The sequence below is a fragment of the Paenalicyclobacillus macrosporangiidus genome (genome assembly GCF_900116805.1).
Taxonomy (GTDB): domain Bacteria; phylum Bacillota; class Bacilli; order Alicyclobacillales; family Alicyclobacillaceae; genus Alicyclobacillus_H; species Alicyclobacillus_H macrosporangiidus.
In genome coordinates, this window is sequence record NZ_FPBV01000001.1 from 151124 (window position 1) to 165515 (window position 14392).

A 14392-nucleotide genomic window follows, 5' to 3' on the forward strand; every position below is an offset into this window, starting at 1 on the left:
CCTAGCCTTGCCGGGTCGTGTCCCTGTGCACGATCCGCAGGGGATGTTCAATGGACATGAGTTCTTGCGAGGGATGCAGAATCTTCTGTAGCAGCATGTCGGCCGCTTGTGCGGCCATCGTCTCGACAGGCAGATCCACCGTCGACAGGCTGGGCACCGTGAACTGGGTGAACTCCTGGTTGTCGAATCCAATGACTTCACAGTGCTCAGGGACTTTCATTCCACATGTGTTCAAGGCGCACAAGGCGCCCATAGCGACCTGGTCGCTCAGACAGAGGAGCGCCGTGGGCCGAAGGCCCGATTGAACCAATTGCATGACGGCTTCGTACCCGCCGACCTCATGAAACGGGCAGTAGATCAACGAGTGCCTGGGCGCGTCGGGAGCAGAGTGAAGAAAGTGCACGATGCCATGCACACGGTCTTGGATGGCTTGTGATGAGACGTCAGGAACGAGGACGGTCAGCTGCTCATGGCCATGGGCGGTCAGTTGTCGGGCCATCTCGCAGCCGGCGCCGAAATTGTCTGCCGTGACGTACGGGTACTTCTGGGAGTGCCGATGGAACAACACCACTGGAACGGCCGGATCGAGGCTGTGTATGTACGCGTCGTCCTCTCTCGTCGTGTTGGCCAAGATGGCGCCGTTGAACGTGCTCGCTTCGACCAGCCCCCGAACGTCGCGGAGCCTCCCGCTTTCATAGGTTTCGACCATCAATTCCACACGTGGTTCCGAGATCGTCCGGATATGTTCCTGAATGCCGGTCAGAATCCGGCCAATCAAGCCGACGCGGGTGTCCACCGGCCACAATACAGCGATGGTGACCGTCCGTCCGGCGTTTCCGCGTAGCCTGCGCGCCGCCATGTTCGGCACGTAACCGACTTCTTGGGCGGCCTGAAGCACTCGTTCCCGTGTCCTGACGGAGATCTGCACGCTCCCAGCTTTTTGGTTGAGCACGAGCGACGCCGTCGCTACAGAGACGTTTGCGGCCTTCGCGACATCCCGGATGGTCGGCGATGTCACCACCTCCTCGCCGTGAATCGTTCTACGTAAATCGTTTTAGGTCGCCTTCATGATAAATAGGATTTGAATGAATTGTCAATGGATTTCGACGTATACGATGGAGGTTTGTACCTGGGCGGCGATTGCGTTAGTGTATGAGTAGCTTGGACGGCGCGCGGTTGCGCTGTATCTGCATCCAATCCCTCCGGCGGGGGGCGCCGGATTGAAAAAGGAGTCGCGGATCGATGAACGAAGCGGTTGAGACGTTGGAAGGTTGGTACGCGCTGCACGACATGCGGCGGATCGATTGGAAGGCGTGGCGGTCCGTCTCCGCCCAGGAGCGCGCCCGGGCGGTGGACGAGCTCATCGCCCTGACGCGGGCGTTCGCCGAGGTGGAAGGACAGCGCAAGGGGGCGTATGGCCAGTATCACATGGCCGGACACAAGGCGGACCTGATGTTCTTGCACATGCGCCCGACCATTCAGGAGTTGAACGAGGTCAAGGCGCGCTTTCAGAAGAGCCGGTTCGCCGATTTTACCGAACCCACCTATTCCTATGTGTCGGTCGTCGAGCTTTCCAGCTATCTGGCCAAGCCGGGGGTGGATCCCGACACGGACCCTTACCTGCAGGGACGCCTCAAGCCGGTCCTGCCGAAGACGGAATACGTCTGTTTCTATCCCATGAACAAGCGCCGGCAGGGCGAGGACAACTGGTACATGCTTCCGATGGAACAACGGCGGGAGATGATGAAGAGCCACGGCTTGATTGGCCGCAAATACCACGGGAAGGTGACGCAGATCATCACCGGATCGGTGGGCCTGGACGACTGGGAGTGGGGAGTCACGCTGTTCGCGGACGATCCGCTGCAGTTCAAGAAACTCGTCTACGAGATGCGCTTCGACGAGGCCAGCGCCCGGTTCGGGGAGTTCGGCGGCTTCTACGTCGGAAACCGCCTGGGCGACGAAGGGCTGGCGCGGCTGCTCCACCTGGAAGCGCGCTGAAAGGGGAGAGGGGGATGTACCGAGGTTTCATCGTCGCCGGCGGGATCTTCGGATTCCTGGCGGTCGCTCTGGGGGCGTTCGCGGCCCACGCGCTCAAGCAGCGCCTGAGCCCGGACCGGCTCGACGTCTTTCAGACCGGTGTCCACTACCAGGCGACGCACGCGCTGGCGTTGCTCTTGGTCGCCGCGCTCGCCGCCGTGCTCGGCGGGTCCAGCCTGTTGATGTGGGCCGGGTGGCTGTTCGTCGCCGGCATCATCCTGTTCTCCGGCAGCCTGTATGCGCTCACCCTGACGGGCGTCGGGGCCTTCGGCGCCATCACCCCGGTGGGCGGGCTGTGTTTCCTCGCCGGATGGCTGATGGTTGTCCTCGCCGGCCTGCGCGCCGGCTGATGGAGTCCGGCAGGGAGCGACGGCATGGGGGCGCCGCTCCGGCCCGTCCCGGGCACCGGCATGGGGGCCGTCCGGCCCGCTCGCCGGTCGCCCGGTCAGAAGACGGGCACCCCGAAGCGCTCCAGCAGGTCGGCCAGGAGGCCAACGGGCAGCCCGACCACGGTGAAGTAGTCTCCTTCAATGCGCTGGACGAGCGTCGCTCCATACCCCTGAATGGCGTACGCGCCCGCCTTGTCCATCGGTTCGCCGGTTCGGACGTAGCGGCGGATGCGCTCCTCCGGGAGAGGCCGCATGGTCACCTGCGTGACGGAGTGGGCGATCTCCTCCCGGCCGCTGGGGTGGTGGCGGACACACAGGCCGGTGTACACCTCGTGGGTGCCGCCCTGCAGCCGTGACAACATGGCGATGGCCTCGGCCTCGTCTGCCGGTTTGTTCAAGTATGTTCCGTCGATCACGACGGTGGTGTCCGACCCGATGACCAGGGCCGGGGCCTCGCCCCGTGTCGCCAGACGGGCGGCCACGGCCCGCGCCTTGCGCGCGGCCAGGGTTTCCACGTACTGGGCGGGCGGGATGCCCGCGGAGACATCTTCGTCCACGTGGCTCGGCATGACCTCGAACTGGAGGCCGAGGGATGCGAGCAACTCCTGGCGCCGGGGCGACCCGGAGGCGAGGATGATCGGGATCGTGGGTGTGGACAATACGGGCATCGGCATCACCTGGGATTTCGTTGCGTTTGAACTGAGCATACCACATTGGGGAAAAAACGGGCCGCCCGGCGAACGCCGCCGGACGGCCCCGGTGGGCGATGTTCACGTGCGGCGCTGAAACGCCGACTCGTCCTGGATCTCTTCGTGGAAACCCTCGATGGCGGCTTCGCGGCGCTCGTTCTTCGCTTCCAACGCCGCCTTGTCCCCGGGTCGCATCTGTTCTCCGTGGGCCTTCAAGAAGTCGCGGGTCTCGCGGAGATTGGCCATGGTGTTCTGAATGGCATCGGCGATGCGCTCGACATTGTCCGAACGATCATCCGGTTTCGGCATCTTTTGGACCTCCTCGCTGTTGGGTGAACACGCGTATTCTGTGCACCCGGGGCCGGGTTATGCGAAGCCGGTGAACCGGGACCCCTCGGACCCTTCCCAAGCCGGGGACCTTGTGTTATGCTCTCTGAACTGAGGAAATTGCACAGGAGGTCATCATGCAGACACTGCTTCGGATGGCCGTCGATTACCGGGATGCCATCACAGGCGCGCACCGCAATGTCCGCCTGTTCTTTTTGGCTGCTTTTTTGTCGCAAATGAGCGGCGGTTTCACCAGCATTCTGTACAACTTGTATATCAAGAGTCTGGGCCTCCCGGACACGGTCGCGGGTGCGTACGTGTCGGCCTCGTCTCTGGCGGGGGTTATCTCTCTGGTGCCCGCGGGGATCATCAGCGATCGCCTGGGCCGCAAACGCACCATTGTCGGTGCGGGCCTGATCAGCGCGGTGGTATCCGTCGGGCAGGTGTTCGTGACGGACCCGTTTTGGATCGTTGCAAGCGCTTTTGTGAACGGCATGGTGCAGTCGGTGATCTGGGTCTCCATCCTGCCGTTTCTCGCCGAGAACACGGCGCAGGAGGAGCGCTTTCATCTGTTCAGCGTGAACTTCGCCATCGGGTTGGTCGCGCAGGTGCTCGGCAGTTTTGTCGCTGGCTCCCTCGCGCAGGGATTGGGCGGGTATCTCGGGCCGGTGTGGTCGATTCGCGCCGCGCTGTTGGTAGGCGGGGTGTTCGCCATTGCCGCCGTCATCCCGTTCTCGCGCACGGAGGAAACGAGGCGTTCCGACCAAACGGTGGCGGGTCATTCGGCACGCCGCGCCGGATTGCGGGAGATGTGGCCGCGTCTCGTGGCGGAGCGGGAGCAGCTCGCGCTGATTGTGAAATTCAGCATTTGCGCCGCGCTGATTGGGTTTGGCGCGGGCCTCGTGATTCCGTATCTCAACCTGTACTTCGCCGAGCGGTTTCATATGGCCAAGGCCGGGATCGGCCTGGTCATCGGCTTGGCGCAGGCGTGCACCGCGCTGGCGATGTTCGTCGGGCCCGCCTTGGCCAAGCGCTTCGGACCCGTTCGCGCGGCGGTGGGATTGCAGATGGCCTCTATCCCGTTTCTGCTCATCACCGGGTGGGCGTCCAACGTCTGGCTGGCCTCGGGTGCGGTCATTATCCGAAATGCCCTCATGAACTCCGCCAGCCCCATCCAGGACTCGGTGATGATGGCGTTGGTTCACGAGGACGTCCGCGGCCTGGCCGTCAGTCTGGGACAGACGTTGTGGACGCTGGGCTGGGCGGTGATGGGACCGGTGAGCACCCAGATGGTGCACCTGTACGGCCCGTACACGGGCTACGCCATCGCGTTCAGCGGGACGGCCCTGCTCTACCTGCTGGGATCGGCCCTGTACCGGGTCTGGTTCGGTCGGTACGAATCCAAGGTGTACGCGCCTGCGGCCGACGCCGCGGCACTGTGACGGAAGGCGGCCCGACGTTCCGACGTCCGTCGGGTGCCGTTCGACGAGCTCAGGCGGCTCGTGGGACGGGCCCGGCGGGCGCTTCGCAGGCATTGGCCTCAGTCAACGTCGCTCGTGCATAACGATGCCCCTCACGCGGTGAAGATACCCTTGTCGGTTTCCTGGATTCGTGATAGATACAAGAGGGTATGTCTTGACGTGAGGGGGATGCACGTGCGCCTGTTGCGCGCAATTCCACTGTCCGTTCAGCACGTGTTCGCGATGTTCGGATCGACGGTCCTGGTCCCGTATCTGACCGGGCTCGATCCCGGTTCCGCCCTGATTGCCAGCGGCGTCGGCACCCTGGTGTTCCACGGGATCACGCGAGGCAAGGTGCCGACGTACCTGGGTTCTTCGTTCGCTTTCATCGCCCCGTTGACGTTATTTGTGAGCAAGCATCACTCGCCCGGCCAGGCGGTGGCCGGGTTGCTCGCCGTGGCCGTCATGTACGCGCTGGTGTCGTTGCTCGTGACCGCGGTCGGCTTTCAGCGGATCCGCCGGGCGATTCCGCCGGTGGTCGTCGGTCCGGTGGTGTCCATCATCGGCCTGGCCCTAGCCAATACGGCGGTCTCACAGATGGCGGCCGTCCGCTGGGACGTGGCCCTGGTCAGCCTCCTCGCGGCCATTGTCGCGTCGCTGGCGGGGACGCGCCAGATGCGCATCGTTCCGATTCTGGTCGGCATCTTCATCGGGTACATCTACGCCTGGGTGCGCGGCGCGGTCGACTTTTCTCCGCTGCACGCGGCGCCGGTGGTGGCCCTGCCGCATTTCACCGCGCCGGACGTGACGCTCGAAGCCATCCTGGCGATGGCCCCCATCGCGCTCGTGACCATGATTGAGGATCTCGGCCATATGTTCGTGTTGAACGAAATCGTCGGCCGGGACGTCACGAAGGATCCGGGCTTTCCGCGCATCCTCATCGGCAACGGGGTGGCGACGGCGCTTTCGGCGTTCCTCGGGGGCCCCGCACAGACCACCTACGCAGAGAACCTCGGCGTGCTGGCCATCACGCGCCAGTTCTCCAGCCGCATCATCCAGGGGGCGGCGGTCATCGCCATCCTGCTCGGACTGTTCGGGAAGGTGGGGGCGCTCATCCACACCATCCCGGTTCCCGTGATGGGCGGGATCAGCATCCTGTTGTTCGGGATGATTGCGGCGATGGGCATCCGCCACGTGATTGAAGAGAAGGTCGACCTGACGAACATGAAGAACCTCATCGTCGTCGCCGTGATCTTCATCGTCGGCGTCGGGTATCCGAACAACGGGATCGCGTACGCCACGCTGGCCGGGCTGCTGGTGCACTGGCTCTTGCCCGATTTCAACCGCAGGTCCCAAGACGCCCGTTGAGGCGGGCCGCCGCGACGCGATCCCGGCTGCCATGACACATATGCGTTCACCGAAGGGGCGGGCGCCTCAACGCCGCCCCTCCTCTCTACTTTTCGGAAGCCTTCTGGTATTCTAACCGTTGGATGTTCCGTCATCCGAAACGATGGGGGCTGAGGAGGCTCAGGTATGAACTGGAGAGCACAGGTACAGGACAAGTTGCCAGAAGCCATCGCGATGCTGCAGCGCTACTGCCGGCAGCCGAGCATCTCGGCGCAGGGGGTGGGCATTGCCGAGACGGTCGCCATGGTTCGCGAGATGATTGAGAACCTGGGCGGAGAATGCCGGGTCCTCGACGACTGCGGGGGCAATCCGGTGGTGTACGCCAGTTTCGAACCGGGGCCGAACGGGAACCCGAACCGGACGCTGTTGTTTTACAACCACTACGACGTGCAGCCGCCCGAACCGGTGGAGGAGTGGACGGTGCCGCCGTTCGGGGCCGAGATTGTGGACGGGAAGCTGTACGCCCGCGGGGCGGCCGACAACAAAGGGGAGTTGGTCGCGCGGCTGAACGCCATCGCCCTGCTGAAGGAGAACGGGGGCCTGCCTTGCCGGGTGAAGTTCCTCATCGAGGGCGAGGAGGAGATCGGATCGCCCGCGCTGCCCAGGTATCTGGAGAAATACGCCGATCTGTTCCGGGCGGACGCCTGCATCTGGGAGTTCGGCGGCAAGAACCAGTATGAGCAGGTGGAGCTGGTGGCGGGCATCAAGGGCATGTGCTACCTGCAGTTCTGGTGCTACGGGGCGGACGTGGATGTGCACTCGTCCATGGGGGCGGTGCTCGACAACGCGGCGTGGCGCCTGGTACACGCCCTGGCGACCCTGAAGTCGGCGGACAACCGAATCCTGGTGGAAGGTTTCTACGACGACGTGGTGCCCCCGACCGAGGCGCTCAAGCGCATCGCGGACGAGCTGCCGGTCGAGGACTTGAAGTCCCTCTACGGTCTGCGCCGACCGCTCATCACCGGAGACGCCAACCCGAACTACGCGCTGCTGTTCGAGCCCACCATGACCATCTGCGGGATTGAGAGCGGCTACACGGGCGAGGGCAGCAAGACGGTGCTGCCCAAGCGGGCCCAGGCGAAGGTGGACTGCCGCCTGGTGCCGAACCAGGACCCGGACGACATCCTGCGCAAGGTGCGGCGCCACCTGGACAAGCACGGGTTCACGGACGTCGAAGTGACGCAGATCAACGGCGAGCGGGCGTACCGCTCGAACCTGGATCACCCGTTCGTCCAGATGGTGGTCGACACCGCCAAGGCGGCGTACGAGACGGAGGTCGTCCTGCACCCGAACTCGGCCGGGACGGGGCCGATGTACCCGTTCGGTGAGTTCCTGGGCATGGATCTGCCGATTGTCTCCACGGGCTGCGGCTGGTGGAACTCGCGCGCGCACGCGCCGGACGAGTCCATCCGCGTCGCCGATTTTGAACGCGGCATCCTGCACATGGTGCTGCTGATGGAGCGGTTTGGCGCGGACGTATGAGCCGCTCCCTGTGGTTGTACTACATCAGCGAAGTGTTTCTCAGCGCCGGCATCGGCGGCGTGGGGTTCGCTCAGCCGTTCTTTTTCCGCGCGCAGGGGTTGGATGATGCGCACATCGGCCTGCTCTTCGCCACGACCTCGTTCTCCGCGGGGCTGTGCGGGCTGTTGCTGGGATCGGTGGCCGACTGGCTGGGCGCCTCCCGGGTCTTTAAGCTGGCGACGCTCATCATCCCGCTCTCCTACGTCCTGACGGGGATCAGCCAGGGGTGGGCCGCGTGGCTCGTCTGCGCGGCCTTCACGGGGCTTGGCAACGCCCTGTTGACGACGACCGAGAACGTGGTGTTGACCTCGCTTCAACGGGGCAAGGAGCGGGCCGGGGTCCTCAGCCGTTTCGTCGCGCTGTACATGGGCGCCATGGGGTTCGGGGCGGTCGCGGGCGGGTTTCTCAGCGCCTGGACCTCCTATCGCACGGCGTTGCTCGGGGCGGCGGGCGTGGCGATGGCGGCGCCCGTCCTCCGTGCCTTCGTCCGCGCGCCGGACGCCCGGGCGCCGCACGCGTTCCGCCTGCCGAACGGCCGGATCCTGGCGATGAGCGTGTATACCCTCCTGTTTGGGATTGCGTTCGGCCTGTTCAACCCGTTCGCGACCCTGGTGTTGAACGGTGTGTTCCACGCGGGGGACCGGCTGACGTCCACGGTGTCGGCCCTGTCCACGTTCATGATCTCGGCGAGTGCCCTGGCGGTCGCGGGCTTGGTGCGCCGGCTGCGGTACGGGAACACGCTCGCCCTGAGCTTCGGTTTGGCCGCCGGGCTGACGCTGGCCCTGTCGTTCGCGGGGCAGCCGCTGGTCTTCAGCGCCCTCTTTCTGCTCCGGGCCGGGGTCATGAACATTCCCGGGCCGCTGGTCGACGCGGTATTCCTCGAGCACACCCCGCCCACGGAGCACGCGCAGATGTTCGGGGTGCGGGTGTTTGGCAACAGCCTCGGGAATGCCATCGGATCGTCTCTCGGCGGCGTGGTCCTCTCGACCTCCGGGCACCGGGGGATGCTCTGGGCCTCCTCGGCCATGCTGGCGGCGGCCGGCGGCTACGCCCTGTGGCTGCTGCGCCGCGTGACGCGGGGCGCGCCTCGGCGTGCGCCGGTGCCGGAGCGGCCGGCGGGATCGGCGTGAGCGCAGGAGATGCGGGAGTTCAGGCCCGCAGCGACAGGGCGCGCCCGGCGGCACACGTGCCCGCCAGATGGCCGGTGGAGAAGGCGACGGTAATGTTGTAGCCGCCGGTGTGCGCGTGGACGTCCATCACCTCGCCCGCGAAGAACAGCCCCCGGCAGATCTTGGATTCCATCGTGCGCGGGTCAATCTCTTTCACCGACACGCCGCCGCCGGTCACGGTCGCCTGCGCCAGCGGCAGCGTCCCGGTGACGCGGACCGGAAACGCCTTGAGCAGCCGGGCCAGGCGCTCGAGGTCGGCGTTGCGGGCATTGGCCAACACTTGGTCGGCCGGGATCCCCGCCCGCTCGACCATCACCTCGGCCAGCCGGTCCGGGAGAAGGGATTCCATCACGGTGCGAACCCGTCTGCGGGGTTCCGCCTGGCGGCGATCCGCCCAATCCGACATCAGATCGGCCATGGACCGCGCCGGCAGGGTGTCGATCTCGACGGTCAATGCCACCCCCGGGGCGCGCCGGCGGGCCGTGGAGACGTAGTGGCTGCACCGCAGCGCCACCGGGCCGCTGAGGCCGAAGTGGGTGAAGAGGAGGTCTCCTTGTTCCTCCGTCAGGCGCTTGCCGCGGCCATCGCGCACGGTCGCGGTGATGCCGCGCAGGGAGATGCCCTGCAGACGGCGTTCGCGGATGAACGGCTCGTCGCTGGTGAGCGGGACCTCGGTGGGATACGGATCGACAATCGTGTGGCCGAGGCGGCGGGCCCACGGGTAGGCGTCGCCGGTGCTGCCCGTCTTCGGCACGCTGCAGCCGCCGGTGGCCACGACCACCGACCGTGCGCGCACCTCGCCGCCGCTGCGCAGACGCACCCCCCGGATCTCGCCGTCCTCCGCCAGCAACCCGCTGACCGGACAATCTTCCCACACCTCGGCCCCTGCGTCATAGACCTTGTTCACCAACGCCTTCACGACCGTCTCCGCCTTGTCCGAGACGGGGAACACGCGCCCTCGGTCCTCCACTTTGAGCCGGATGCCCAGGGATTCGAAGAAGCGCCGCACGTCTTCGTTGGAAAACCGGTGCAGGGCGGAGTACAGGAAGCGCCCGTTGCCGGGGATGTTCTTCATCAGTTCCGGCAGAGGCTTGGCGTTCGTCACGTTGCAGCGGCCGCCGCCGGAGATGCCCAGTTTGCGCCCGAGGCGGTGGCCTTTTTCAATCAAGAGCGTGTCGGCGCCGGCTTCGCACGCGGCGATGGCGGCCATGAGTCCGGCCGGGCCGCCGCCGACCACGACGACGTCGCGTACGGATGCGGATGAGGCAGATGGCAAGGACACGGTGTCACCTCGTCGACGTATCGGTGTCGATTCCGTCCCCGGTATCGGGCACGGATCGATTTGTGGTCTGTGCAATGCCCGCGGTCTTCCAAAAGTCTACGTGTTCGAACCGAACCGCGATCCGGTGCACGGCAAGAGGGCCGCGCCGCCGGGGGATCGGGCACACGTCGAGTGTACGGGACGCGCCAAGGCGAATCAAATCTTCTCTCTTGCCGGGACACGACGGGCCTGATATTCTAATGATAGAAACCGGTTTCAGGGAACGGTTTCAATTTCATCGCGCCTGCTTGTCCGGATGGCGCGGCCGTTCGGAGAGGAGGGAGCATGTGGCGGATCGTCCCAGGGGTGACAGCAACAAGCCGATCACGATTCTGCACGTGGCACGCGCGGCAGGCGTGTCCAAAACGACGGTGTCGCGTTATCTGAGCGGGCAATACCACCTCTTGTCCGAGGAGACCCGGCAAAAAATCGAGTCCGCCATTGCGGCGCTCGACTATCGGCCCAACCAAATGGCGCGCGGCCTGAAGCGGGGGCGCAGCGGACTGGTGGGGATGGTGGTGGCGGACATCGCGAATCCGTTCACCGTGGATGTCCTGCGCGGCGTGGAGGACGAGTGCAAACGCTGCAGCATGAATGTGCTGTTGTGCAACACGGGCAACGATCCGGAGCAGGAGCGGGAATACATTTTCATGCTGCAGGCGCACCGCATCGACGGCCTGATCATCAACACGACCGGGCAAAACAACGCCTTTCTCAAGGCGTTGGCACACGACCGCACTCCCATCGTGTTGATGGACCGCAAGGTGCCTGCGCTGCCTTTTGACACCGTGTGCGTGGACAACCGGCAGGCCACCCGGGCGGGCCTGATGCACCTGTTGGAACAGGGGTACCGGCGCATCGCCTGGTTCACCGAGCCGGTGGACGGGATCAGTTCGCGCGCGGAGCGAGTCGGCACCTATCGAAGGGTGATGGAGCAGCACACAAAAGGGGGAACGGACGATGTGTTCGTGGTGAACGTCCGCGTCCCTGGAGAGGTGGAAACGGCATTGGCGACGTTTCTGTCGAAGGCGGCAGGGGAGGCGCCCGCCGTATGCTGTGCCAACGCGGTGGTGGCCCTGCGGGTGGTCGAGGGGCTGAACACCCTCGGGGTGCGCGTCCCGGAGGACGTGGGTCTCGTGTCGTTCGACAATCCGGATTGGGCGGGGTTGGTGTGTGGCGGCATCACTGCGATTGAACAACCCACCTACGCTCTGGGGGTCACCGCGATGCGCCGGGTGTGGGCGCGCATGCAAGCACCGCAAGAGATGCCGCCGGAGTTGATTGAACTTCCGGCGCGTCTGGTCGCCCGCGGTTCGACGGTCAGGGCGGCCATCCGACCTGAATCTGGTTAATGAGGAGGCGTGAAGATGGACATTCAGGCGAACCTGCCTGGCGCGCGCTGGGCACGTCTCATCCCGCTCGCATTTATCACGTACAGTTTGGCCTATTTGGATCGCTCCAACTACGGATTCGGCGCCGCGTCCGGCATGGCCAAGGCGCTGCACATCACGCAGGGGGCCTCATCTCTGCTGGCCGCCCTGTTCTTCCTCGGCTACTTTTTCTTTCAAATCCCGGGCGCCCACTATGCGGAGCGCCGGAGTGCGAAGCGGTTGATCTTCTGGAGCCTCATCCTGTGGGGGGTGTTGGCGTCCCTGCAAGGGGTGATCACGAACATCCCGCTTCTGTTCGCCGATCGTTTCCTGCTCGGCGTGGTGGAGAGCGCGGTCATGCCCGCCATGCTGATCTTCCTGAGTCACTGGTTCACCAAGGCGGAGCGCTCCCGCGCCAACACGTTCCTCATCCTCGGCAATCCGGTCACCGTGCTGTGGATGTCCGTCCTCTCCGGTTACCTGGTGCATTGGTTCAACTGGCAGGGGATGTTCATCATCGAGGGGATCCCGTCCATCCTGTGGGCGTTCATCTGGTGGAAGCTCGTCGATGATGAGCCCGCTCAGGCGCGGTGGCTGACGGAGGCCGAGAAGCGGGCTGTGACGGACGCGCTGCAGGCCGAACAAAAGGAACTGAAGGCCGTTCGCAACTACCGGGAGGCGTTCCGCACCCCGTCCGTCGTCCTGCTGGCAGCTCAGTACTTCTTCTGGAGCATCGGGGTGTACGGGTTTGTCATCTGGCTGCCTTCCATCATCAAGGCGGCTTCTAACGCGGGGATCGTTGCCACCGGTTGGCTGTCTTCGCTGCCGTACCTGCTGGCGGCCATCCTGATGTTGATTGCGTCCCAGTATTCCGACCGCACGTTGAACCGAAAGGGCTTCGTGTGGCCGTTCCTGTTGGCGGGCGCCGTCTGTTTCTACGCCTCGTATGTCCTCGGTCCGTCACATTTTTGGATCGCCTACGTGCTGCTCGTCCTCGCGGGCGGCATGATGTACGCGCCGTACGGGCCTTTCTTCGCCATCATTCCGGAGATTCTTCCGAGAAATGTGGCCGGCGGGGCCACGGCGCTGATCAACAGCATGGGGGCGCTCGGTTCGTTTGTGGGGTCGTACTTTGTCGGTTACCTGAACGGTGTGACCGGCGGACCGGGGGCATCCTACATCTTCATGGCGCTGTCGTTGGTCCTGGCGGTGATCCTCACGCTCCTGGTCCGCGCGCCGCGGCATCGCGCACAGGCCGTCGCGGCGGGGACGGCCACCCGTTGAGACCGGACCGCCGAGACCGGCCGGCCGCGGTTGGCATGGCGCGATTTCACTTTGGCCCTCCGGTTTCGGTACAATGGGGGAGGTTGGGTCGGCGAAGCCATGCCGCCGGCCCGCTCACCGAAAAGGAGGCCGAGACGTGAATCCTTTCCGCTTTCACAATCCCACAGTCCTGTATTACGGCAAGGGCCAGATAGAACAGCATCTGGCGGCTGAGGTCACGCGTTATGGCAAGCGGGTGCTGTTGGTGTACGGGGGCGGCAGCATCAAGCGAAACGGCCTGTACGACAAGGTGATGGGCATTTTGACGGAGGCGGGCGTGCAGGTGTTCGAGCTGCCCGGTGTGGAGCCGAACCCGCGGCTCACCACGGTCTACAGGGGGATCCAGATCTGCCGCTACGAGCAGATTGACCTGATTTTGGCCGTCGGCGGCGGGTCCGTGATCGACTGCGCCAAAGGCATCGCCATGGGGGCGAAGTTCGACGGCGACATCTGGGACGTCTATCAGCGCAAGGCGAAGGCCAACGATGCGTTGCCGCTGGGCGCTATCTTGACGCTGTCCGCCACCGGATCGGAGATGAACGCCGGCGGCGTCATCACCAACTGGGAGACGAAGGAGAAACTCGGGGGCAGCGCGCCGCCGCACACGTTCCCGCGCTTTTCCTTCTGCGATCCGGAGAACACCTTCACCGTCCCGCGCGACCAGACGGTGTACGGCACGTGCGACATGCTGGCGCACTGCTTCGAGCATTATTTCCACCCGACCCACAACACGCCGCTGCAGCAGCGGCTGATTGAGTCGGTGATCGCCACCATCATCGAGACGGCGCCGAAGGCGCTGGAGAACCCGACCGATTACGACGCGCGCGAGACCTTGATGTACTGCAGCACGATGGCGCTCAACGGGATGATCAACATGGGCGTCGAGGGCGACTGGGCGTGCCATGCCATCGAGCACGAGATCAGCGCCATCTACGACATCCCGCACGGCGGCGGGCTGGCCATCGTGTTCCCGAACTGGATGGACTACGTGGTCGACGCCGGGCCAGAGCGGTTCGCGCAGTTGGGGACGCGGGTGTTCGGGATCGATCCCGCCGGAAAGTCCGTGGACGAGCTGGCCCGCGAGGCTATCGCCGAGGTCCGCGCCTTCTTCCGGCGGATCGGGGCGCCGCAGCGGCTGGCGGACTACGGCATTGGCGACGAGCACATCGAGCGGATGGCAGAGCAGGCGGTGCGCTTCCGCAAGCTCGGCTCGTTCAAGAAGTTGGACAAGGAAGACGTGGCCGAGATTCTGCGGCGTTGTCTGTGACGGGTTTCGCACCCGTGTGGCCACCCCGGGCGGGGTGGCCTTCGTCGTGTCTTTCGGGCGATACGTGCCAAACTGCACACCGGGGGACATGCCGACAAAAAAGGCGGTCCCG

The 14392-nt window shown here is 65.0% G+C and carries 13 protein-coding genes; 9 read left to right on the top strand and 4 right to left on the bottom strand.

What is annotated here, in order from left to right; translation table 11 throughout:
* Position 1: 1 nt before the first annotated feature.
* Positions 2-1018, bottom strand: a complete 1017-nt coding sequence (locus BM357_RS00670) for a LacI family DNA-binding transcriptional regulator (protein WP_139234491.1) — start codon at positions 1016-1018, stop codon at positions 2-4.
* Positions 1019-1242: 224 nt separating this feature from the next.
* Here BM357_RS00670 and hemQ point away from each other — a divergent pair, with 224 nt between their 5' ends.
* The gene (gene hemQ / locus BM357_RS00680) at positions 1243-1998 is read left to right on the top strand and encodes a hydrogen peroxide-dependent heme synthase (RefSeq protein WP_074948602.1); all 756 of its coding nucleotides are present in this window, start codon (positions 1243-1245) and stop codon (positions 1996-1998) included.
* Between the two features lie 14 nt (positions 1999-2012).
* On the top strand, positions 2013-2387 hold the full coding sequence (locus BM357_RS00685) for a DUF423 domain-containing protein (RefSeq protein ID WP_074948604.1): 375 nt from the start codon (positions 2013-2015) through the stop codon (positions 2385-2387).
* A 95-nt stretch (positions 2388-2482) separates the two neighbouring features.
* On the opposite strand, the gene BM357_RS00690 is transcribed toward BM357_RS00685, so the two are convergent.
* Both BM357_RS00690 and tlp read right to left on the bottom strand, forming a co-directional pair.
* Positions 2483-3085 (bottom strand): Maf family protein, encoded by a 603-nt coding sequence (locus BM357_RS00690; protein WP_245783780.1) that lies wholly within the window; start codon positions 3083-3085, stop codon positions 2483-2485.
* 111 nt (positions 3086-3196) lie between these two features.
* Positions 3197-3424 (bottom strand): small acid-soluble spore protein Tlp, encoded by a 228-nt coding sequence (gene tlp, locus BM357_RS00695; RefSeq protein WP_074948608.1) that lies wholly within the window; start codon positions 3422-3424, stop codon positions 3197-3199.
* 155 nt (positions 3425-3579) lie between these two features.
* On the opposite strand from tlp, the gene BM357_RS00700 reads away from it, so the two are divergent.
* The 4 genes from BM357_RS00700 (at position 3580) to BM357_RS00715 (ending at position 8960) form a co-directional block, all read left to right on the top strand.
* On the top strand, positions 3580-4884 hold the full coding sequence (locus tag BM357_RS00700; protein ID WP_083430046.1) for an MFS transporter: 1305 nt from the start codon (positions 3580-3582) through the stop codon (positions 4882-4884).
* Between the two features lie 213 nt (positions 4885-5097).
* Entirely contained in the window at positions 5098-6270 is a 1173-nt protein-coding gene (locus BM357_RS00705; RefSeq protein ID WP_245783781.1) for a solute carrier family 23 protein, read from the top strand.
* 165 nt (positions 6271-6435) lie between these two features.
* A complete protein-coding gene (locus tag BM357_RS00710; RefSeq protein WP_074948612.1) occupies positions 6436-7791 on the top strand; it encodes a M20/M25/M40 family metallo-hydrolase in 1356 nt (451 codons plus the stop codon).
* A complete protein-coding gene (locus tag BM357_RS00715) occupies positions 7788-8960 on the top strand; it encodes an MFS transporter (protein WP_074948614.1) in 1173 nt (390 codons plus the stop codon). The genes BM357_RS00710 and BM357_RS00715 overlap by 4 nt, the downstream gene beginning before the upstream one ends.
* Positions 8961-8979: 19 nt before the next feature.
* Here BM357_RS00715 and BM357_RS00720 read toward each other — a convergent pair whose 3' ends face one another.
* Positions 8980-10281: a BaiN/RdsA family NAD(P)/FAD-dependent oxidoreductase gene (locus BM357_RS00720; RefSeq protein ID WP_281245543.1), complete on the bottom strand. Its 1302-nt coding sequence runs from the start codon at positions 10279-10281 to the stop codon at positions 8980-8982.
* A 326-nt stretch (positions 10282-10607) separates the two neighbouring features.
* Here BM357_RS00720 and BM357_RS00725 point away from each other — a divergent pair, with 326 nt between their 5' ends.
* From BM357_RS00725 to BM357_RS00735, 3 genes are all read left to right on the top strand, one after another.
* The gene (locus BM357_RS00725) at positions 10608-11672 is read left to right on the top strand and encodes a LacI family DNA-binding transcriptional regulator (RefSeq protein WP_074948616.1); all 1065 of its coding nucleotides are present in this window, start codon (positions 10608-10610) and stop codon (positions 11670-11672) included.
* Between the two features lie 15 nt (positions 11673-11687).
* Positions 11688-12974, top strand: coding sequence for an MFS transporter (locus tag BM357_RS00730; protein ID WP_074948618.1), 1287 nt, complete (start codon positions 11688-11690; stop codon positions 12972-12974).
* 136 nt (positions 12975-13110) lie between these two features.
* Positions 13111-14280 (top strand): iron-containing alcohol dehydrogenase, encoded by a 1170-nt coding sequence (locus BM357_RS00735; RefSeq protein ID WP_074948620.1) that lies wholly within the window; start codon positions 13111-13113, stop codon positions 14278-14280.
* Positions 14281-14392: the final 112 nt, after the last annotated feature.

Bases quoted from the DNA above. Each gene is read 5' to 3' on its own strand.
- hemQ (WP_074948602.1), top strand. From the start codon at position 1,243: ATGAACGAAGCGGTTGAGACGTTGGAAGGTTGGTACGCGCTGCACGAC.
- BM357_RS00685 (WP_074948604.1), top strand. From the start codon at position 2,013: ATGTACCGAGGTTTCATCGTCGCCGGCGGGATCTTCGGATTCCTGGCG.
- tlp (WP_074948608.1), bottom strand. From the start codon at position 3,424: ATGCCGAAACCGGATGATCGTTCGGACAATGTCGAGCGCATCGCCGAT.
- BM357_RS00700 (WP_083430046.1), top strand. From the start codon at position 3,580: ATGCAGACACTGCTTCGGATGGCCGTCGATTACCGGGATGCCATCACA.
- BM357_RS00710 (WP_074948612.1), top strand. From the start codon at position 6,436: ATGAACTGGAGAGCACAGGTACAGGACAAGTTGCCAGAAGCCATCGCG.
- BM357_RS00715 (WP_074948614.1), top strand. From the start codon at position 7,788: ATGAGCCGCTCCCTGTGGTTGTACTACATCAGCGAAGTGTTTCTCAGC.
- BM357_RS00730 (WP_074948618.1), top strand. From the start codon at position 11,688: ATGGACATTCAGGCGAACCTGCCTGGCGCGCGCTGGGCACGTCTCATC.